The organism is Streptosporangium sp. NPDC023963 (genome assembly GCF_040639135.1).
Classification (GTDB): Bacteria; Actinomycetota; Actinomycetes; order Streptosporangiales; family Streptosporangiaceae; genus Streptosporangium.
Window position 1 is genome coordinate 246,759 of record NZ_JBEZZK010000007.1, and the last position, 19,103, is coordinate 265,861.

A 19,103-nucleotide genomic window follows, 5' to 3' on the forward strand; every position below is an offset into this window, starting at 1 on the left:
CGCTTCCAGTGGCCCAAGGCGTGCCAGACCCAGTCGCGCAGGACGTATGGTGCAGCAGTTCGTCCGTGCCGGGCTCACGGCGAGGGAGAACCGGCGACTCGACGTCCGGGAAGGGGATACCTCACGACGCGCATCTGCATCAGGCAGGCGTCGCGGACGATCGCCCGCAGCTACGGCTTCAGGGCGGCTGGACCACGGAGATCCCCGATCCGGTGCAACGCGATCAGGGCAACTTCCTGAAGGGCGTCCTCGGCGCCGGGGCCGTGTCCAAGGATGCTCAGCCATCCGGCCACGTCCGCGGTGGTCCGTGCCCTACCCGGTATGCCGGTTGCCGAAAAATGTATGGAAAAGTACGTGGTCGTCTTCGCCGGTACTCCGGCAAGCTCCTCACGGGTTCACTCAGAGGCCGCCGGCTGGGCGACGTCTTCGCACGAGCCCCTACACGACTGTCTGCAACTCCCCCGGCCGTTACGGCACCACGCTGAGCCAGCCTGCGCCGTGACCAACGGCACGGGGATCATCGGAAGGCGAATGTATGTGCACGATGCCTGTTCAGGGATGCCAGGCGCCCCGCGTGACCGATGATCAGTGGGAGGAACAGCCCGTGATGAACGCAGTGGCGGGCACCTCTCGCCGCGCCGCCATCGTGGGCGCGGGCGGCGCCGGCTTGATGACCGTCCTGGCCGCCTGTACCGGCACCGGCCATACCGGCCACTCCCCCGCAGGGACCGCTGAAACCTCCGCCGCCGACACCGCTACGCCGGCCGCCACGCGGAGCAGCACCGTCCTCGCGAAGACTTCCGACATCCCCAAGGAGGGCGGCAAGGTCTTCCCGGACCAGAAGATCGTCGTCGTCCAGCCCACCGCGGGCAAGTTCCGAGCCTTCAGCGCCGTCTGCACCCACAAGGGATGCACCGTGTCCGACGTCTCCTCCGGAATGATCAACTGTCCGTGCCACGGCAGCATGTTCTGGCTCGACGGCAAGGTCATGGGCGGCCCGGCCACCAAGCCGCTACCCGAGGTGGAGATCAGGATCGACGGCGACACCATCTCGCTCGCCTGAACCCGGCAGGCCTCCTCTGCGTCGCCACCTGTGAACCGTATCGCCTGGCTCGAAAATCGGTGCGTCAGCGGGCAGGCGGCATCGGTAGAAGTCGGGCCCCAGGTCGATGAAGCGGGCCTCGGGATCGGGGAGCAGGTGCCAGATGACGGTCAGTGCGGAGTTGCCGATGGCGAAGACGGCGCGTTTTCGGCCCCTCCGGCGAGCACGACGAACAGCACCGTCTCGCAGTTCGTCGGCGAGATCAGCACCCTGTCGCCGCGCTTGAACCAGTGGCGCAGCGCCGGCAGCAGGCCGAACCTGGCGGACGGCACGTGGAGGCACTCCTGGCCGATCCGGTCGCGCATGGCCGCCTCGAGCGCACGGCGGCCGTTCCCGCGGCCGTCCCCGAGGCCGTTCACGAGGCGGTGGTCCTTTCTCGAAGCCTGGTCCCAGGCCGCCGAGCGCCACCACCCACAGCTGGGTGGCATGAGCCGCCGCGATCTGTTGCGACAACGGCGACCACAGCCGGCCAGCTGTTTTCCCTGTCCTGCAAGGTCAAAGCGGTCGATCTTCTGTGCGCCGGGGCATTCCACCAGGAGGTGGAATGCCCCGGCGCCGAGCGACCTACCAGCGGCTGCCCGTGTGGAGCTGGCCACGCACCGCGCCGTCCGGGAACTGGCGGGTGTGCAAGTTGGCGTACCAGTTCTTCGGCTTGGCCTTGATGTCTCTGAGCAGGCTGCTCTTGACACTGACGGAGCCGGCAGCGGTGTTGCCGCGGATGCGCCCGTTGGACAGCAGGTCAATGACGACGGGGCCGTTCACTCCCGCCTTGCCCCTGTGGATGTGGAAGGCGGTCGGCCTGCCGGTGTTCCGCCACTGCACGATGTAGTGGAAGCGGTTGCCGCTGATCCGGAACTTGGCGACAGCCACGCCATCCCGGTCGTTGACCTTCTTACCCGGTTCGCGTACTTCGTTCCTGCCGAACAGCGCAGCGGAGAAGTAGTACTTCCTGCTCGAACCGGTCGACTGGGCATGGGCCGAGGTGGACGCGGCCTGGCTGGAGTGAGCGTAGCTGTGCGTGGCGACGATGGCCCCCGGGGAAGCAGCGACCGCGGGCGTGGCGATCAGCGTGCCGGCGGCGAGTGCCGTGACCGCTCCTGCCGCCACGGCATTACCGAGCCCGCTCCCCCACGACGTCCGTCCGTTGTTCGTCGGCTTGTGCGTGTTCATTACCATCCCTTTCCCGGCTGTTCTTGAGGTCTCTTTCGTCACTGTCGACAGCACAGGTGACACTAGCGCTAGTTCTGCGTGTAAATTCACATAAGGGGTGTGATCGGTGCCACACGGCTTATGTGGATGATTCCATCTCCGCAGCTCATGCGGCCTACCTCAATCGCTCGCGCTCCCGAAAAAAGAAAGGAGCATCCCCACCCATGCGATGATCATTTGGGGCGCCACGATCTCCGCCGACGCCCCCGGAGAGCCATCCTTTCGTCATAACGCTGCGCAAGCGACGAGAAAGCCTTCCCCCGTTTCCCGGACATGTGGCCTGAGGTCACTTATCAAGAAGGGTGTCTTTTATCCTTTGCTCTATTTACCGATTTCCGTCACAGCGCAGTCGAGCTCGCGCGCCGTCACGACAGTCCGCGCGTGCGCTCTGCATGGCTGCCCGGGCCGGGCGAAGGGGACGGTCGCCACGGCGTCGAACGGCTTAGACGCACGGCTGACCTGCTGTGCTTCGGCGGGCGCGAGGGCCGCCACACCTTGGATGACACGATCGTCAAGGCAGGCCTGGCGCAGCGGCACTTCCGATGTCGAAGCACCCATCGACTCTGCCCGGCCTCCGCCCAGGAATATCCGGCCGAGAATGGGCGGGCATTCTGCGCCGCCGGTCGTGGACGCCCATTCCCCACGCGTCATCGGCTGGTGCGTCGGCTTCGAGCCGAACGCTAATCCGCAGGGAAGGAATAAGCGATGCGGCCCATCGGAGGGCCGGAGCATGCTCGACGGTTCAGCATTCCGGCGACGGCACGCAACATACGTTCCTGGCTTACGGCAGGCGTTTGCGGAATACAGCTGGAGTGATTCGAGGGAGAAGCTGGATACGTCCGACGGAAATGCGGTCAATTAATTCCGCAGATTGATGCGGCCGAGAGTCGTCGATGCCGAGGTGCGGACAACCCGAGAACCGGCCGATGTCGTCGCCCATGGAACAATGAATAGTCCAGTCCATACCGGCGGCATCGCAATCTCGGTACGTACAGGTACGTCCCGTTCGAAAGTCCCCGCCAGCCGTCTCCCACCGCTGAGTGACCTGACCTCAGGGTGTCCGCCACACGGGGGAACCTCACCTGGTGACAGGGCGTCTCCGGCTACCTCACCGTCGGCCGACACGAGGCGGGGTGGCGGTGCCGTAGATGCGCTTGGCATGCGAGGCGTACAGGCGCGGGGCCACCAGCGGCATGATCAGCCGGACCATGAGCGGCGCGCGGGAGAGGACCTCCTCGACCACTTCGGGATCGCCCTCGTACATGGTCATGCCGAGGACGAGCGGCAGGTCCTTTTTAGAGCTATTTGAGAGGCTATGCTCGCCGAGTTGGGCCCATTCGGCGGCGGTGACGACTTTTTCTGCGAGAGGAAGGATCTCCTCCTCTTCCAGGACCATGTGCTTCAGCAGCCGGTCGAGCAGTACCTCGAAGGCCGCGGCGAGGTTCGCGCCGTTTTGGGCTGTGGACTTCCATACCGGCAGCAGCGTCTCCACGTCATGAAGGGCGGCCTCGATTCCGTGGTGCTGCTCCTCCATCGTCGGCACGATGGCCGAGGCCTGTGCACCGCCGCGTTCCAGAAGGAGTGGCCAGAGAACAATGTCCTCTCCCTCATGGTGCAGATGCAGGACGCGAGAAATCCGCTCGGCATGTGCCGCGACGACCGCGGAGCGTTTGGTGTCACCTGAAGCTACGTCGCGGACGAGCTGAGGGAGGAGCTCGAACTCCCGGCGCATCATCGTGTGCACCATGAACATGTCACGTACGTCGGCCATGGGCTGGCTCACTGCGACCCCATTAAGTGATTTTTATGGACATTTCGGACAAAAGATATTATGGGTAGTTGCCGAAACCTGCTCGCCGGGCAGCCGAGATCAGCCCTTCACGCCGCAGAAATGAACGTGTGAGTTTGGTCCAGCGAGCGAGTTACCGGCGGTCACCGATGCGCAACTGGCCACGCAGCGCGCCGTCGGGGGAGTGGGCGGTGTGCAGGTCGGCGTACCACTTCCTGGGGTCGTTCCTGATGTCTCTGAGCAGGCCGCCTTTGACCAGGACTGAACCGCGCGCGAAGTTGCCGCGGACGTCGCCCTTGGCCAGCAGGTTGATGACCACGGGGCCGTTCGCCCCAGCCCTGCCCCGGTGGATGTGGAAGGCAGTCGGCCCGCCGGTCTTGCGCCAGGCGACGAGGTAGGAGAACCGGCCGTCTGAGCCGTGTGGGCGTGACCGTGCGTGCTGGACAGAGGCGCCGCGCCGGCGGGCGCGGCGATCAGCGTGCCGACAGCCGCCACCGCGAGCGCACCAGCCACCACTCCCCCGGCCACCCGCTGCCACGAGATTCGCCTCCCCATGCATGTCGCAACCCTTTCCGCCGCTCCAAGGTCTGCTTTGTCACCACAGACAGCAAGGATGACAATATCGGCACTCACGCAATTTATTTACACAAGTCGTGTGATAAGTGCCACACGGCCTCTCGGGCCGTTCGGAGACCGACGGCATGAGCCGTCGACCATCCTCGTCATCACGCCCGTCACTACGCTTGACCAGCGGATACGGCGTCGCGAAAATGATCACAAAGAACGTTCTGCCCGAAATGATCTATCTATCGTATAGTCTCCGCCAGTGCCGCAGAAAGCGATCGTCTTCGCATTAAGCGAGAAAGTCTCCCCCCGTAGTCCGGACACCTGACCTGAGGCCACCCGGTATCACAAGGACGGCCTCCATGCCCTTTTTGAATTCACAAAACTCCGGAATCGACGACATTCATTATCGGAAAGTACAACCTCGTCCCGATCGGAGCGCAGCCGCCGACTGGCCGGGCACCGCTGAGTGACCTCACTTCAGGTGTCCGTCCTCCGGGCGAGGGACGGCCCGGTCGGCCGCCCGCCGGACGGTGGATTCCCCGCTCCGACGCTCCGTCTCAGCAGACACGCTCCTGGAAGGAACACGTCGAATGAACGCCCTGGCCGAGGAAGCCGCGCCCAGCCCGAGGGCAGCCGAACGGTCGACGTTCTCCACCTTGCCGAGCATGATCGTGCGGTTACTCGACACCGCCGGCATCTCCGCGGGCGACAAAGTGCTGGAAATCGGCACCGGCACCGGCTACTCCACGGCACTCCTGTGCTATCGGCTGGGCACCAGCGCCATCACCTCGGTCGAGGACGACCCGGTGGCCGCCGACCGGGCCGGAACAGCACTCACCCTGATCGACTACCTTCCCACCCTCGCGCACGGGGACGAGCTGACCGGCCACCCGACCGGGCACCCTACGACCGGCTCATCGCCACGTGCCTCGTACGGACGATCCCTCCGGCGTGGGTGAAACAGGTCCGCGCGGGCGGGACACGATCACCACGCCGATGATCGGCGACACCGGAGCGGCTATGTTCGCCCACCTGCGGGTGGCGGAGGACGGCAGCGCCGCCGGACGGTTCGTCGCCCCCGATGGGTTCTTCACGCCGACCCGGCACCAACGCCGCGCGGCCATCGGACGACGTCGACCTCGTCGTCTGTGAGCTCACTTGTATGTATTCGTACGCAGATCCCTTGATGGTGCGATCTCCAGTGTCGGCATGACCATGGACGCGGCATCTTGAAGTTCTCTTTCCTGGCCGGGCCGGCCCCGGACGGATCGGCGACGGCGTGTCCCGCCGGTTCGGGTTCCAGCCGCTGTACGACCAGACAGTCAGCTCGGGCCCTGATCTGTCCGGCTGATGCGAAAACCATGGCCGAGATGCTCGCAGCCCGGCTCCACATCCCCTCCCGTGAAGTGCGCATGGAGAAGGTGCCGGTGCCTGAGCCCGGTCCAGGGCAGGTCCGCGTCGAGGTGCGCGCGGCCGGTGTGTGCCTGTCCGACGTGCACCTCGCCGACGGCACGCTCCCGCCCAAGCTGCTGAAAGGCGACGTGGTGACACTCGGCCACGAGGTGGCCGGCGTGGTGGACGTCCTCGGCGCGGGAGTGACCGACCGGGCGGCCGTGACCGCCGCGGCGGCCACGCGTCCGGGCGAGGCGGCGGCGGTCTGGGGCGTCGTCAGGCTCCCGCGCGCTCGCTCCACCTGACCTCGTACGGCTTGAGCTGGAACTGCTTGCCGTCCACGACGGTGACGGCGTCCGCGGCGGTGGTGTTGACCATCACGAGCTGGCGCTCCTGGGCCAGGACCCGCACCTGCGCGTTGGAGGAGGTCACCGCCTCCAGCGGGACCCCGACGGGGAACCACTTGGTGAAGCCGCTCAGGATGCCCGCCATGGGCATCTCGACGCCGGTGGTCGGGTGCCACAGGCAGCCGGGGCAGGCCTGGTCGTCACCGGTGGACTTGCGCTGGGGGTTCCAGAAGAGCGAGGTGGTGACGCCGCTGGTGGCGAACTCCATCATCGCGGCCGTGTGGACGGCGATGCGGTGATCCTCCTCCCAGTCGCTGTTCATGGGCTCGACGTACCACTCGGCCCACCAGACCGGCAGGTCGCCGCTCTTCTCCCGGAGCCATCGGGTGAGGGCGCCGAACTTGCCCAGGGCGGTGAACTCGTCGGGGAAGGCCCCGGCCTCCTTGGTCACCGAGGCGCCGTCGACGACGATGAAGTCGGCGCCCTTCTTGTTCTCGATCCAGTACTCGACCGCCTCCAGGTCGCGCTGGACGATGCTCCCCCACGGTCCCTGGATCTCCGCCCCCCGCTCGGGGGTGCTGGTGCTGCCGACCGACACGTAGGGACCGCCGACCTTGATGTCCTTGTCGACGGCCTTCAGCGCGTCGTAGACCTTGTTGTAGAACTCGGTGTAGCCCTCGATGTCCCAGCGGTTCTGGGCCGTGTTCCAGAAGCCCTTCAGCTCGTTCCACACCATGAAGTGCTTGACGGTGGGATAGCGCCTGGCGACGGTCACGGCGAGCTTGGCGTAGTCGTCGAAGTGCTCGGGCCGCGGCGCGGTCTCCAGCTGCGTCCAGTCGGTCCTGCCCGAGCTGCCGCCCTTCATCCAGTCCGGCGAGCAGCACAGCGTGATGATCGGGATGGACTGCGAGCCGGACATGAACCTGATCCGGCGGTCGAGGTCGCGGAAGTCGTTCCTGCCCGGCGCCGGTTCGGGGTTGCCCGCGCCCCAGCCCATGATGTGCTGGTTCTGCAGCATCGGGACCCGGCTGAGCATGTGGGAGGCGGCCTCGGTGACCTCGCCGCCCTCGTTGTCCGCGCTGAACTCCGTGTGGGTGATGCCCCAGCGCGGCCAGTCCTGGACGACGGGGGGCGCTTCCAGCACGGGCGCCGCCTGCGTTGGGGCCATTGTCATGGTTTGTCCGCGCGGAACGTCCGGCTTGGCGGCATAGGCGATGATGCCGACCACGAGTGCCGCCGTCACGACCAACGCTCCCAGTGCGACCGGCCAGGCCGGGCGCCGTCGCTGGTGCCGTCCGTTAGTCGGTATCACCGATTTCCTCAATCCTCGCAGGTCAACGAATGTAGCGTTCCATAGCGGCGTCGGACGTGACGGTGCCCCGGCATGGTTCACAGGCAAGCGTTACCGGCCGCGCCGCCAGCGTATCCGTGGCGGCTTGCATGACGCTTGAAACTTCTACGGTAGTTGCCGCCCGCCCGTGCGCCCACCCGGGCGCCCGGCCCGAGCGCACGGCCCGGCCCCGGCCGCGGACCCCGGCGCCGGCGGTTCGAGCGGGGGGACCACCGGGCGGTCGTTCAGCCGCCCAGGACCCTCAGTGCCCGGTCGACGAGCGTGGGGACGGCCGCGCCGATGTGCTCGAAGCCCTCACCGACGGTCTTGCCCTGCTTGAACCTGGCGTGGATGCCCTCCACGATGACGGCGAGCTTGTAGTTGCCGAAGGCCACGTAGAAGTCCAGGTCGGACAGGTCCGCGCCGGAGACCTTGGCGTAGTGGGCGGCGAACTCGCGGGCGGTGAGGAAGCCCGGGGCCACGGTGACGCCCGCCGCGACCGGGACCGAGGCGCGCTCCTCGTCACCGGGGTCCTGCCAGTAGGTGAGGGTGAGGCCGAGGTCGGCCAGCGGGTCGCCGAGCGTGGACATCTCCCAGTCGACGACGGCGAGGATGCCGGGATCCGGGGAGAGCCGCACCAGCGTGTTGTCGAGCCGGTAGTCGCCGTGGACCAGCGTCGAGGCGGAGCGCGCGGGCAGGCGCTCGCGCAGGCGGGTCACCAGGCGGTCGTACGCGGGCAGCTCGGCGGTCTTCGACCGCTCCCACTGCTGCCCCCAGCGCTCCAGCTGGCGGGCCATGTATCCCTCGGGACGCCCGAAGTCCCCCAGCCCCACCCGCTCGTAGTCGATCGCGTGGATGGCGGCGAGCACCTCGGCCAGCCGCTCCGACAGCCGCCGGGTCTGGACGGGGGTGAGCCCCAGGGCGTCCTCCCGGGTCCGCACGGCCGCGCCGTCCACGTGTCCCATGAGATAGAAGGGCGCCCCGATCACGTCCTGGTCGTCGCAGAAGGCGACCGGTTCGGGCACGGGGACCGAGGTCGGCGCGAGCGCCGAGATCACCCGCCACTCGCGCCGCATGTCGTGGGCGGTCGGCAGTACGTGCCCCAGCGGGGGGCGGCGCAGTACCAGGCGGCGCCCGGAGGTCTCGACGACGTACGTCAGGTTGGATCTACCGCCCGCGATCATGGAGACCCCGGTAGGCTCACCGACGCCCGGGACATTGGCCGCGATCCATCCGACAAGACGTGGCCAGTCGATGCCAGGGGTGCTCATAGCCAACCATTAGAACGTCACTCGGGTCAGCGGCGCCAGCCGGGGTCGCCCAATGAGATCCCGAAACGTTGCGGTCGACACCACCTGGGCTCCGTTCCGTCCTTTATCGTTACATTACGTGCCTACCAGCATGCTTGGGCTTTGCGACATCCTTCATTGGATGACGTAGGGGACCCCGCACATCCCAGTAGGAGCTCATGCACGTCTCAATCGTTCAGCCCCGTGACCTCGGCCCGGCCGAAATCGACCGATGGAGAACCCTTCAGGGTGCCGACCCTGCCTTCGACAACCCCTTCCTGTCCCCTGAGTTCACCGTCACCGTTGGCGCGCTCCAGGAACGCGTCCGGGTGGCGGTGCTGCACGACGGATCGGACATCGTCGGATTCTTCCCCTTCGAACGTCATCCGATGGGCATCGGCATGCCCGTCGCCGCGGGCCTGACCGATGCACAGGGGCTGGTGCACGCCAAGGACGTGGAGATCGACGCGCGACGGCTGATCAGGGAGTGCGGCCTGGCCGTCTACGAGTTCGACCACCTGATCGCCGGGCAGCCGCTGCTGCAGCCGGGGCACTGCAGACACCCCTCGCCGATCATCGATCTGCGTGACGGCTACGAGGCGTACATCGAGACGATCAAGGTGACCTCCGGCAAGACCTACCGCTCGACGGCGTACAAGAGCCGCAAGCTCCAGCGCGACGTCGGGCCGCTCCGGCACGACTACGCCACCACCGACCTGGCGCCGCTGCGCACGCTGCTCGGCTGGAAGACCGAGCAGTACCGCCGCACCGGCCGCACCGACCGGTTCGCCCGGCCGTGGATCGTGGAGCTGGTCGAGCGGCTCCTCGCCACCGACACCGAGCACTTCGGCGGGGTCCTCGACATGCTGTACGCGGACGGCGAGCCGGTCGCCGGGCACTTCGGGCTGCGCACCGCCACCACCCTCGCGGGCTGGTTCCCCGCCTACGACACCTCCTTCGCGAAATACTCCCCCGGCCTGATCCACCACCTGGCCATGGCGGAGAAGGCCGCCGAGGCCGGGATCCAGGTCATCGACATGGGCCGCGGCGAGAAGGAGTACAAGGAGAAGCTCAAGAACGGCGAGTACGAGGTCGCGGAGGGCCGCATCGCCCGGCTGAGCCCCGGCGCCGGGGTCCACTGGATGCTGCGCGTGCCGGTGCGCAAGGCTCGCGGCACGGTCCTGGCCAGCCCGCTGCTGCGCACCACCGCCGACCGCGCCCTCAAGACGTACGGCCGCCTGCGGACGTCCATGCAGTCGTGAGCCGGTTCGCCGCCGCGGTGTGGGAACGGTCCCACGCCGCGGCGGACCCGGGGACCGGTCGCTCCGGAAGAACGCGCGGCCGTTCCGTGCCCCGCCGGGCGGACCCGGGGACGGTCGCTCCGGAAGGACGCGCGGCGGCCGTTCCCGCGATCCGCCGCGCGGCGCCGGGGACCGGTCAGCCGATCAGCTCGGCGACCACCGAGACACCTCGCCTGAGGTCGGCCCGCGACGCGGAGCCGTAGCCGATCACCAGGCCGTGCCGCAGCTGCGGCCCGTAGTAGTGGCGGGCCATCGAGTCGAGCAGCACGCCCCGGGCGCGGGCCGCCTCGACCAGGGGCTCGACCGCGCCCTCGGGCAACTCCACCATGACGTGCAGGCCCGCGGTGTCGCCCGTGACCCTGCCGGAGCCGAGGACGTCGACGACCACGGCGCGGCGGCGCGCGTACTCCAGGCGCGTCCGGCGCAGGTGCCGGTCCAGATCCCCCTTCTCCAGGAGCACCGCCACCGCCTGCTGGGCCGGGCCGCTCGTGCGGTCGGCGAGGGCGTCCCTGGTCACGGCGAGGGCTTCGACGAAACTCGGGCGGGCGACCAGCCAGCCGACGCCGATGTCGGGTGACAGGGCCTTGCTCAGGCTGCCCAGCAGCACCACCCGGCCGGGATCGAGACCGTGCAGGGCGGGCAGCGGGGCGACGTCGTAGCGGAACTCGGCGTCGTAGTCGTCCTCCACGACGATCGCGCCGGTGCGGCGGGCCCAGGCGAGGAGACGCTCCCTGCGCGGGATGGGCAGGCGCCCGCCGAGGGGGTACTGATGGGCGGGGGTGGTGTACAGGACGCGCAGGTCGTCGGGGAGACCGTCGACGACGACGCCGTCCTCGTCGACCGGGCAGGGCACGAGCTCGGCGCCCCGCCCGGCGAAGACGTTCCTGGCGACGCGGTAGCCGGGCTCCTCGACGCCCGCCCGGTCACCGGGCCGCAGGAGGGTGGCGGCGACCAGGTCGAGCCCGTTGCCGGTGCCCCGGGTGACCATGATGTTCTCCGGCCCGACGGGGATCGCCCTGGTCCTGCGGAGGTGCTCGGCCAGCGCGGCACGCAGCCTCGGCAGGCCGCGGGGGTCGGGATCGCTCGCCGGCGGCAGGCCGGCCGCCCCTCGCCAGGCCCTGCGCCAGGCCGCCCTGTCGTAGTCGTGGACCCACGGCTGTCCCGGACGCAGGTCGATCATCCTCCGCCCGCTCCCGCGCCCGTCGACCGGCGCGGGAGCGGGCGCCGCCGGAACGGGGGCTCCCGGCTCGGCGGGAACCGTCATGTCGGCCACGTAGGTGCCCGAGCCGTGGCGCCCCTCGAGCCAGCCCTCCGCGTACAGCTGCTGGTAGGCCTCCGTGACGACGGTGCGGCTCACCGCGAGCTGGCGGGCGAGGGACCGGGTGGAGGGCAGGCGCTCTCCGGAGGAGAGGGCGCCGCCGCGCATGGCGTCTCTGAGGCGGTCGCCGAGCTGGACGGCGAGCGCCGTACCGGCCTCGCGGTCCACCGCTACGGGCAGGTCGACGGAGGGGCGCGGCAAAGTGGTCTCCTGTAAGCGTGTGAAAGTGGACGTGTTCTCGATATCCACTTCTTCCTAGGTTAGTACCATGCTCTCCACGACTCCCCGCACCACCCTCAACCGCGCGAAGAACAGGGGCCGGACCTCCCGGGAGGACCTGTACGCGGTGCTGGACGCCGGGCTGGTCTGCCACCTGGGCATCCTGGCCGGCGGCTCCCCCATGGTGGTCCCCACCGGCTACGGCCGGATCGGCGACACTCTCTACCTGCACGGTTCCACCGGCGCGACCTCCCTGCGCAACGCGGAAGAGGTCTGCGTCACGGTGACCCACGTGGACGGCGTCGTGCTCGCCCGCTCGTCCTTCCACCACTCGCTCAACTACCGTTCCGCCATGGTCTACGGCCGCCCCCGCCGGGTGGTGGACGCCGAGGAGCGCCTGGCCGGGCTGCGGGCGATCACCGAGCAGCTCGCCCCCGGCCAGTGGGACGCCACCCGCAGGCCCACCGGCAAGGAGCTCGCCGCGACCATGGTGCTCGCCCTCTCCCTCGCCGAGGCGTCGGTGAAGGTGCGCCAGGGCCCGCCGGTCGACGACGAGGAGGACTACGGGCTGCCGATCTGGGCCGGGGTCCTGCCGCTGCACCAGGTCTGGGGCACGCCCGAGCCCGATCCCGCGCTGAGCGGCGACCTGGCCGTGCCCGAGCACATCGCGTCGCGAACCATGCCCGTTCGGTAAGCCTCTCCGGCAAACCCGCCCCACGCGCCACGCGTCTCCATGACGAGGCCCCTATCCGGCCCCCGAACCATGGAGGCGGCCATGACGGCCATCGGCTGGACACCCCCCGGCTACACCGAGCTGCGCGAACTCGGCGCGGGCGGCGGTGGGCGGGTGGTCCTCGCCCGTCACGACGAGTCGGGCACCCAGGTGGCGATCAAATACCTGGCCGAGTGGCTCAGGGACGACCCGGGCTTCCTCGCCCGTTTCCGCGAGGAGGCCCGGCTCCTGGTGGAGCTGGCGGACGAGAACGTGGCCCGGCTGTACGAATACGTCGAGGTGCCCGGCGGCGCCGCCATCGTGATGGAGGCCGTCAACGGCGTCTCCCTGCGCGAGCTGCTGCGCGAGCACGGCCCGACGGGGCCCGAGGCGGCGCTGACCGTGCTCAAGGGCTCGCTGGCGGGGCTGGCCACCGCTCACCGGGCCGGGCTGGTGCACCGCGACTACAAGCCGGAGAACGTGCTCGTCGAGGCCACGGGCACCAGCAAGCTGGTCGACTTCGGCATCGCCGTGCGGGCGGGAGACGGCGGCCGGGCCGCGGGCACCCCGCCCTACATGGCTCCAGAGCAGTGGGCCGGCGCCCCCGCCTCCCCCGCCTGCGACGTCTACGCCGCGACGGCGGTCTTCTTCGAGTGCCTGGCCGGGCACCGCCCGTACCGCTCCGGTGAGCGGGTGGTGCTGATGCACCAGCACATGACCGCGCCGATCCCGGTGGACGAGGTCCCCGAGCCGGTCAGGCCCCTGGTCGCCAGGGGCATGGCCAAACGGCCCGGTGACCGGCCGGCCGGCGCCGCGGAGTTCCTGGCGGAGCTGGAGAGCGTCGCGGTCGCGGGCTACGGGCCGGAGTGGGAGGAACGCGGGCGGGCCCGGCTGGCCGCCCTGGTGGCACTGCTTCCCCTGCTGTTCCCGCCCGCCGCCCCCGGACCGGTGGACGGGACCACGCTGTTCAGGACGGTGCTGGACACGCTGCGGTCGAAGTCCGCCGGGGTGGCGGTGGGCGCCGCGGGGGTGATGCTGATCGCGGGCGGCGCCGGCGTGTACGCCCTGGCCTCGGGAGGGCCCGAACGACCTCGCACGATCGACGTGGTCGCCGCGACGCCGCCCCTGCCCCCCTCGCCCGGCACGCGGAGCCAGGTGTCGCCGTCCCTGCCCGCGCCCTCCTCCGCGACCTTCTCCCCTCCCGCGTCCGAGGGGCCGGTCCCCTCGGCCGGACCCACCGGGGAGGGCGTCCCCTCCGCCGGCCCCACCGCCGGGGGGACGAGCGCTCCCCCCGCCACCGGCACGCCCGGCGGGCCGACACCGCCGACACCTCCGCCGTCCTCCCTCCCGCCGACGACGCCGCCACCGTCCTCCCCGCCGACGCCGACGACCGGTCCCTCCACCGCGCCGCCCGAGGCGGGGGTACGCCGGGTGGAGGTGGTGCGGGCCCGTGTCAGCGCGCGGGGCGCGGCCCTGGTGGCGGTCTCGGTCGACACCGCGAACGCCCGGCAGGTACGCCTGCGCGTGGTCTTCCGCGCCGGCCAGGCCGTGCGGAGGACGGTCGTGCCGCTGTCGGGCGCGACGAGCTACTCGCGCACGGTCAGGTTCGGCTTTCCCCGGGTGGGGTGCGGGGCCGCCTGGAACGTGGTGGTGACCGGCCTCCCCTCGGGCCGCACGAGCGGCGCGAGCGGCGCGACCTCCCCGTGCGCCGGGCCGACGCGCACCCCGAGGCCGGCTCCTACGGCGACCGGGACGGCCGCGCCCACCTCCGCGCCCACCTCGGGGCCCACGCGGAAACCCACCCCGAGGCCGACGGCCACCCGCACCGCGCGCCCCGCACCGCAGGCGACGGCCACCCGCACCGCGCGCCCCGAACCGCAGGCGACGGCCACCCGCACCGCGCGGGCCACCGCGAAACCGTCGGCCACCCGTAGCGCAAGACCGAAAATTGGTATTTCGGTCATACCTTCCTCGCCGGGGGAATCGAGCCGCGCATAGCGGACAACCACTGGTCAGCTCCGTACCGTGAGACTGATTCACGGTAAATGAGCGGAATGCGGTTATCTATCGCTAAGCTACGGTCCGTCTGTTATGGGTGGGGGCCCAGACAACTGAGGAGACCGTTATGTACGGCACGCCATCGGCCTGGCGAGTCCCCGGATACACCGAGATCCGCGAATTGGGCGCCGGTGCGGCCGGGCGTGTGGTGATGGCTCGGCACGACGCCGACGGCATCATGGTGGCGATCAAGTACCTGTCCGACGAGCTCAGGAGCGACGTCGGGTTCGTGGCCCGCTTCCGGCACGAGGCGCGGGTGCTCAACACCCTGAGCAGCCCGCACTCCGTCCGGCTGTACGACTACGTCGAGACCGGCGACGGCGCGGCCATCGTCATGGAACTGGTCAACGGCGTCGCCCTGCGGGCGCTGCTGCGCTCGGAGGGACCGACCGGCCCCGAGGCCGCGCTGCTCGTGCTCAAGGGCTCGCTCCTGGGACTGGCCGCCGCGCACTCGGCGGGTGTGGTGCACCGCGACTTCAAGCCCGAGAACGTGATGGTGGAGGCCGACGGGAGGAGCAAGCTCGTCGACTTCGGCATCGCGGTCCGCTCCGGCGACGGCGACACCCCCGCGGGCACGCCGCCCTACATGGCTCCCGAGCAGTGGGTGGGCGGTCCCGCCGGGCCCGCCACCGACGTCTACGCCGCCACCGTCGTGTTCTTCGAGTGCCTGACCGGCACCCGTCCCTTCCGGGCCACGAACATCGCCGCGCTGGCCCGCCAGCACCAGGTGATGCCTCCGCCGATCGAGGAGGTGCCCAGCGCCCTGCAGGGGCTGGTCGAGCGCGGCCTGGCCAAGCATCCCGCCGACCGGCCGCCGACCGCCAGCGCCTTCCTCACCGAGCTGGAGGCGGTGGCCGCCGACGCCTACGGCCCCGACTGGCAGGAGCGCGGCCGGCGCCGCCTGGCCGGGATCGCCGGGCTGCTGGCCGCGATGTTCCCGCTGGACACGCCCGTCCCCGGAGCCGACACCTCGCTGGCCATGACCGAACTCGACGGCGACGGCGGCGACGGCTGGGAGAAGACCTCCTCGGTCAGCAGGCTGAGCGTCAAGATCCTCATCGGCGTCGGCTGCATCGCGGTGATCGGCGGGCTGACCGCGGTGCTGGTCGGCTCGGGCGACTCCACGGAGATCCAGTCGCAGAGTTCCGTCACCTCGCAGAGCCCGACCCCCTCGGACCCGCTGGAGACGCCCATCCCCGGGGACGAGGTCGACGAGACCGACGAGCCGGTGGAGGAGTCGCCGTCCGCGGCCACTCCGACGCCCACGCCGACCCCGAGCACCACCGCCACCTCGGGCCTTCCGCCCGTGGCGCCCACCGCGACGTCGGCCGCCACGACGCCCACGCCGTCGGCGACGCCCACCAGAAGGCCCACCACGCGGCCGACGAGGAAGCCGACACAGCAGCCGGCTCCGACTCCCACCTCGGAGGAAAGCGCCACCCTGGAAGGTCCCGGCGACACCGGCCGTCCCACGACCAGGCCGCCGTCCGCCAGCCCGACCCAGCCGACCGCGGCCCCGACCCAGACGACGAGACCGTCCCCTACCCAGACGACGGGGCCGACCACGGAGCCCTCTCCCACCGTGACGGACCCCTCGTCTCCGGGCACCACGCCACCGGGCACCGAGTCGCCTCCGCGCATCACCGCCTCGCCCCTGCCGCCCGTGGAGGCGACCCCGGCCGCTTTTCTCGCGCTGGGCCTGGTGACGAGTGGTGCCGTACCGTTCACACTGGCCGTCAGGCGCGGCATGGCGGGACGGCACCGGAGACGCCGGTAGACAGGGGAACGATCGCGATATGAGCACCGACCGGGGAGGCACCGCCGGGTTCCGGCTGACCGGTCGTACCTGGGCCGACGACCTGGGAATCTGGTCGTCGGCCGTCACGGCCGACGGGCGGCCGGGGAGCGCGCTCAGGTTCGAGCCCCGGCTGGTCGCCGACCCCGCGGCGCGAGAGCGGCTGGTCGCGGCCGTGGTCGCCGACCGCAGGCTCACGCAGAGCGGCACGACCGGGCTGGTCCCGATCGCCGACCTCATCACGGCCGGGGACGAGGTCTGGCTGATCACCTCGGAACCGGTCAGCCCGACGGTGGGCGACCTGCTGTCGTCCGGCCCGCCCGGGTCGCCCCGGCCCGACGCGGGCAGCGCGGCCACCGTCCTGGTGGAGACCGCGCAGGCGCTGCTGGCCGTGCACGCCTCCGGGCTCGCCCACGGGGAGCTGCACCCGGGCACCGTGGTGATCGCCTCGGACGGGTCGGCGCTGCTCGCGGAGCGAGGGCTGGCCGACGCCCTGCTCGGCCGCCCTCCCGCGCCGGAACGCGACGTGGCGGCCTGGGCCTCGCTCGCCCGGGGTCTGGCCGCGACCTGGGCCTCGGCCGACCGCGGGGCCGCCGGGCTGCTGGAGAGGGTGGCGGCGACGGCCTCCATCAGGGGGCTCGCTCCCGCGCGCGACGCGCTGCTCGCCGGTCGTGACGTCCTGCCCTCCGGGTTCACCACCCGCGACAGGCTCGTGGCCACCCTGCACCGGTGGCCGGCGCACGAGGCGCCCGCCCCGGGCGGGTATCCGCCCCCCGCGCGGCCCGCCCCCGACGAGGGGGACATCGTCACGCTGCTGCACGTCCCGAGGGCCGGTGATCCGCGCGCCGCGGGGGGTGACGAGCGCCGGCCCGAGGACGTGGTCATGCGGTTCGGTCCCGGGGTGCCGTCGGAGACCACGGCCGCCCAGCTGTGGCGGGCCGGCCGGGACCAGCAGCAGACCGAGTTGCCGTCCGGCGGGCTCGCCGCCGCGGCTCCCCGCGCGCGGCGCAGGCGCGGCCGTACGGTCCTCGCCTCGGCGATCCTCGCGCTGATGGTCGTGGGCGCGCTGGCGATCTGGCTGTTCCGGGGTCCGGCGACACCTCTGGAGGTGACGAAGGTGGACGTCAGCGCCCCGAGGAAGGCGCAGGGGTGCGACACGACGGTCAAGATCACCGGCGTGCTGTCCACCAACGGCGCGGGCGGTGAGGTCAGCTACCGGTGGAAGCGGAGCGACCGCAAGGAGCCGATCACGCAGACCGGCCGGATCGCGTCCGGGGACACCTCGCACGAGGTGAGCCTGGAGTGGACGATCAAGGGCGAGGGAAATTTCAAGGGAACCGCCACCCTGATGCTGCTCACTCCGGTCCCCGAGGGAAAGAAGCTCCAGGACAGAGCCACCTTCACCTACAAATGTTCATGAGTGATCGCCAAGGTCCACAATGCGGCACAAAGCCGTTCTTACTACTCTGGCGGCCATGACCACGCAGACCCCCTCCGGTTGGTATCCCGACCCCTACGGCTCACCGCTGTTGCGGTGGTGGGACGGCAACGAGTGGACCGACGCCACCCATCAGACGGACGCTCCCCCGGAGCAGGGCGCGGCGCCGGGACCGCAGACCGGTCCCCTCCTCCAGCCGCACTCCGCGGGACCCGGCCCCTGGCAGACGGGGCCGCATCCGACCGGGCTCGGTCCCCGGCAGACGGGGCCGCGTCCCGCGCCGGAAGGACCCCCCGGGGCAGGTTCCTCCGGCCCCTCCGGCCAGTGGTCCCGTCCGGCCGCGCACCAGCAGGCCACGCAGGCGTCGGCGGGCACGGGACAGCCGCAGTGGGGCGGGCCGCCGAACGGCCACACGGCGCAGATGCCCCTCCCGCCGTACGACGGCTACCCGTCCGGGCCGCCGCCGCGCAAGAGCGGCCCGCTGCCGTGGATCCTGGGCGGCGGCGGCGTGCTGATCCTGATCGTCGTGATCGTGGTCGCCGCGATGTACCTGATCGACCCCGAGCGCGGGAACACCGCGGGCGGGCCCACCGGGCTCCCCACACCGCCTCCCACGGCGCCCCTGGAGCCCAGCCAGGAGCCGACTCCCGAGGCGACGCCCGCGCCCTCACAGAGCCCGCTGCCCCAGGTCGTGGACGGGCGCGTCACGGACCCGGCGACCGGCCTGTCGTACGAGATGCCCGACGGTCCGTGGAAGGTGCCCCCCAGCGTCGGCGGCGGGCTCGACTTCGTCTGGACCAGCGCGGCCGTCGCCGTCGCCCAAGAGAACTTCGACGGCAGGGGCGGCAACTGGCTCGGCAACGTGCTGACCGGCGAGCTTCCCGACCAGTTCGGCTACCAGGGTGTCGGCAGCATGCGCTCGGTCGCCGCGTCGCTGCTGCAGGTCGTGGAGCCCAACTTCTACAGCCCCCCGCACCGCCGGAAGATCGTCGAGGACAAGGCCGTCAAGGTCAGCGGCAGGGACGCCTGGCTGTTCGTCTTCGACCTGGACTTCTCCGAGCAGGCGAAGATCAACGGCTGGAAGTGGAAGCGGGAGCGGGCCGCGTTCGTGATCGTCGACCGTGGCGAGGGCAGGCGTCCGGCGCTGGCCTACGTCTCCGTACCGGACAATCTCGACCTATCCGTGGCAGACAAGGTGATCAAGTCATTCAAGCTCTCGTGAAGTGAGTACTACCCT

The 19,103-nt window shown here is 70.5% G+C and carries 18 protein-coding genes; 10 read left to right on the plus strand and 8 right to left on the minus strand.

The features are described 5' to 3' along the window. Positions 1-607 precede the first annotated feature (607 nt). Positions 608-1,063, plus strand: coding sequence for a Rieske (2Fe-2S) protein (locus AB0F88_RS22965; RefSeq protein WP_362687387.1), 456 nt, complete (start codon positions 608-610; stop codon positions 1,061-1,063). Positions 1,064-1,212: 149 nt separating this feature from the next. Here the strand turns inward: AB0F88_RS22965 and AB0F88_RS22970 are convergent, their stop codons facing one another. The 4 genes from AB0F88_RS22970 to AB0F88_RS22985 form a co-directional block, all read right to left on the minus strand. After that, positions 1,213-1,461: a hypothetical protein gene (locus tag AB0F88_RS22970; protein ID WP_362687390.1), complete on the minus strand. Its 249-nt coding sequence runs from the start codon at positions 1,459-1,461 to the stop codon at positions 1,213-1,215. Between the two features lie 205 nt (positions 1,462-1,666). Beyond that, entirely contained in the window at positions 1,667-2,209 is a 543-nt protein-coding gene (locus tag AB0F88_RS22975; protein WP_362687393.1) for a CHRD domain-containing protein, read from the minus strand. Positions 2,210-3,419: 1,210 nt separating this feature from the next. After that, complete coding sequence (locus tag AB0F88_RS22980) at positions 3,420-4,082, minus strand: hemerythrin domain-containing protein (protein ID WP_362687396.1); 663 nt, start codon at positions 4,080-4,082, stop codon at positions 3,420-3,422. A 151-nt stretch (positions 4,083-4,233) separates the two neighbouring features. Next, positions 4,234-4,659, minus strand: a complete 426-nt coding sequence (locus AB0F88_RS22985) for a CHRD domain-containing protein (protein ID WP_362687399.1) — start codon at positions 4,657-4,659, stop codon at positions 4,234-4,236. A gap of 598 nt (positions 4,660-5,257) precedes the next feature. Here AB0F88_RS22985 and AB0F88_RS22990 point away from each other — a divergent pair. From AB0F88_RS22990 to AB0F88_RS23000, 3 genes are all read left to right on the plus strand, one after another. Next, a complete protein-coding gene (locus tag AB0F88_RS22990; protein WP_362687402.1) occupies positions 5,258-5,626 on the plus strand; it encodes an rRNA adenine N-6-methyltransferase family protein in 369 nt (122 codons plus the stop codon). Then, positions 5,619-5,819 carry a hypothetical protein gene (locus AB0F88_RS22995; protein ID WP_362687405.1) on the plus strand — a complete coding sequence of 67 codons (201 nt, stop codon included), beginning with the start codon at positions 5,619-5,621 and terminating at the stop codon, positions 5,817-5,819. Before AB0F88_RS22990 ends, AB0F88_RS22995 begins: the two co-directional genes overlap by 8 nt. Before the next feature lie 218 nt (positions 5,820-6,037). Continuing rightward, on the plus strand, positions 6,038-6,364 hold the full coding sequence (locus AB0F88_RS23000; protein WP_362687408.1) for an alcohol dehydrogenase catalytic domain-containing protein: 327 nt from the start codon (positions 6,038-6,040) through the stop codon (positions 6,362-6,364). Here AB0F88_RS23000 and AB0F88_RS23005 read toward each other — a convergent pair. From AB0F88_RS23005 to AB0F88_RS23015, 3 genes are all read right to left on the minus strand, one after another. Beyond that, a complete protein-coding gene (locus AB0F88_RS23005) occupies positions 6,336-7,580 on the minus strand; it encodes a xylan 1,4-beta-xylosidase (protein WP_362687411.1) in 1,245 nt (414 codons plus the stop codon). The two genes, AB0F88_RS23000 and AB0F88_RS23005, sit on opposite strands and share 29 nt — an antisense overlap. Before the next feature lie 401 nt (positions 7,581-7,981). After that, the gene (locus AB0F88_RS23010) at positions 7,982-9,007 is read right to left on the minus strand and encodes a phosphotransferase family protein (protein ID WP_362687413.1); all 1,026 of its coding nucleotides are present in this window, start codon (positions 9,005-9,007) and stop codon (positions 7,982-7,984) included. Positions 9,008-9,213: 206 nt separating this feature from the next. Next, positions 9,214-9,411 (minus strand): hypothetical protein, encoded by a 198-nt coding sequence (locus AB0F88_RS23015; RefSeq protein WP_362687415.1) that lies wholly within the window; start codon positions 9,409-9,411, stop codon positions 9,214-9,216. Between the two features lie 3 nt (positions 9,412-9,414). Here AB0F88_RS23015 and AB0F88_RS23020 point away from each other — a divergent pair, with 3 nt between their 5' ends. Continuing rightward, positions 9,415-10,287: a GNAT family N-acetyltransferase gene (locus tag AB0F88_RS23020; protein WP_362687418.1), complete on the plus strand. Its 873-nt coding sequence runs from the start codon at positions 9,415-9,417 to the stop codon at positions 10,285-10,287. Positions 10,288-10,462: 175 nt separating this feature from the next. Here the strand turns inward: AB0F88_RS23020 and AB0F88_RS23025 are convergent, their stop codons facing one another. Next, the gene (locus AB0F88_RS23025) at positions 10,463-11,845 is read right to left on the minus strand and encodes a PLP-dependent aminotransferase family protein (protein ID WP_362687421.1); all 1,383 of its coding nucleotides are present in this window, start codon (positions 11,843-11,845) and stop codon (positions 10,463-10,465) included. 67 nt (positions 11,846-11,912) lie between these two features. Between AB0F88_RS23025 and AB0F88_RS23030 the strand changes: the two genes are divergently transcribed. The 5 genes from AB0F88_RS23030 (at position 11,913) to AB0F88_RS23050 (ending at position 19,088) form a co-directional block, all read left to right on the plus strand. Next, complete coding sequence (locus tag AB0F88_RS23030) at positions 11,913-12,557, plus strand: pyridoxamine 5'-phosphate oxidase family protein (RefSeq protein WP_362687424.1); 645 nt, start codon at positions 11,913-11,915, stop codon at positions 12,555-12,557. An 81-nt stretch (positions 12,558-12,638) separates the two neighbouring features. Further along, positions 12,639-14,573 (plus strand): protein kinase, encoded by a 1,935-nt coding sequence (locus AB0F88_RS23035; RefSeq protein WP_362687427.1) that lies wholly within the window; start codon positions 12,639-12,641, stop codon positions 14,571-14,573. A gap of 127 nt (positions 14,574-14,700) precedes the next feature. Then, complete coding sequence (locus tag AB0F88_RS23040) at positions 14,701-16,410, plus strand: protein kinase (RefSeq protein WP_362687430.1); 1,710 nt, start codon at positions 14,701-14,703, stop codon at positions 16,408-16,410. A gap of 19 nt (positions 16,411-16,429) precedes the next feature. After that, positions 16,430-17,848, plus strand: a complete 1,419-nt coding sequence (locus AB0F88_RS23045; RefSeq protein WP_362687433.1) for a hypothetical protein — start codon at positions 16,430-16,432, stop codon at positions 17,846-17,848. 55 nt (positions 17,849-17,903) lie between these two features. After that, entirely contained in the window at positions 17,904-19,088 is a 1,185-nt protein-coding gene (locus AB0F88_RS23050; protein WP_362687436.1) for a DUF2510 domain-containing protein, read from the plus strand. The last annotated feature ends 15 nt before the right edge of the window (positions 19,089-19,103 follow it).

What these genes read in the sequence shown, in the direction of transcription:
- AB0F88_RS22965 (WP_362687387.1), top strand. Translation starts at nt 608, where the DNA reads ATGAACGCAGTGGCGGGCACCTCTCGCCGCGCCGCCATCGTGGGCGCG.
- AB0F88_RS22980 (WP_362687396.1), bottom strand. Translation starts at nt 4,082, where the DNA reads ATGGCCGACGTACGTGACATGTTCATGGTGCACACGATGATGCGCCGG.
- AB0F88_RS22985 (WP_362687399.1), bottom strand. Translation starts at nt 4,659, where the DNA reads ATGCATGGGGAGGCGAATCTCGTGGCAGCGGGTGGCCGGGGGAGTGGT.
- AB0F88_RS22990 (WP_362687402.1), top strand. Translation starts at nt 5,258, where the DNA reads ATGAACGCCCTGGCCGAGGAAGCCGCGCCCAGCCCGAGGGCAGCCGAA.
- AB0F88_RS23000 (WP_362687408.1), top strand. Translation starts at nt 6,038, where the DNA reads ATGCTCGCAGCCCGGCTCCACATCCCCTCCCGTGAAGTGCGCATGGAG.
- AB0F88_RS23005 (WP_362687411.1), bottom strand. Translation starts at nt 7,580, where the DNA reads ATGACAATGGCCCCAACGCAGGCGGCGCCCGTGCTGGAAGCGCCCCCC.
- AB0F88_RS23010 (WP_362687413.1), bottom strand. Translation starts at nt 9,007, where the DNA reads ATGAGCACCCCTGGCATCGACTGGCCACGTCTTGTCGGATGGATCGCG.
- AB0F88_RS23015 (WP_362687415.1), bottom strand. Translation starts at nt 9,411, where the DNA reads ATGACGTTCGAAGGGGAAGAATCCGACGATGTCCGATCCGTCGTGCAG.
- AB0F88_RS23020 (WP_362687418.1), top strand. Translation starts at nt 9,415, where the DNA reads ATGGGCATCGGCATGCCCGTCGCCGCGGGCCTGACCGATGCACAGGGG.
- AB0F88_RS23030 (WP_362687424.1), top strand. Translation starts at nt 11,913, where the DNA reads ATGCTCTCCACGACTCCCCGCACCACCCTCAACCGCGCGAAGAACAGG.
- AB0F88_RS23035 (WP_362687427.1), top strand. Translation starts at nt 12,639, where the DNA reads ATGACGGCCATCGGCTGGACACCCCCCGGCTACACCGAGCTGCGCGAA.
- AB0F88_RS23040 (WP_362687430.1), top strand. Translation starts at nt 14,701, where the DNA reads ATGTACGGCACGCCATCGGCCTGGCGAGTCCCCGGATACACCGAGATC.
- AB0F88_RS23045 (WP_362687433.1), top strand. Translation starts at nt 16,430, where the DNA reads ATGAGCACCGACCGGGGAGGCACCGCCGGGTTCCGGCTGACCGGTCGT.
- AB0F88_RS23050 (WP_362687436.1), top strand. Translation starts at nt 17,904, where the DNA reads ATGACCACGCAGACCCCCTCCGGTTGGTATCCCGACCCCTACGGCTCA.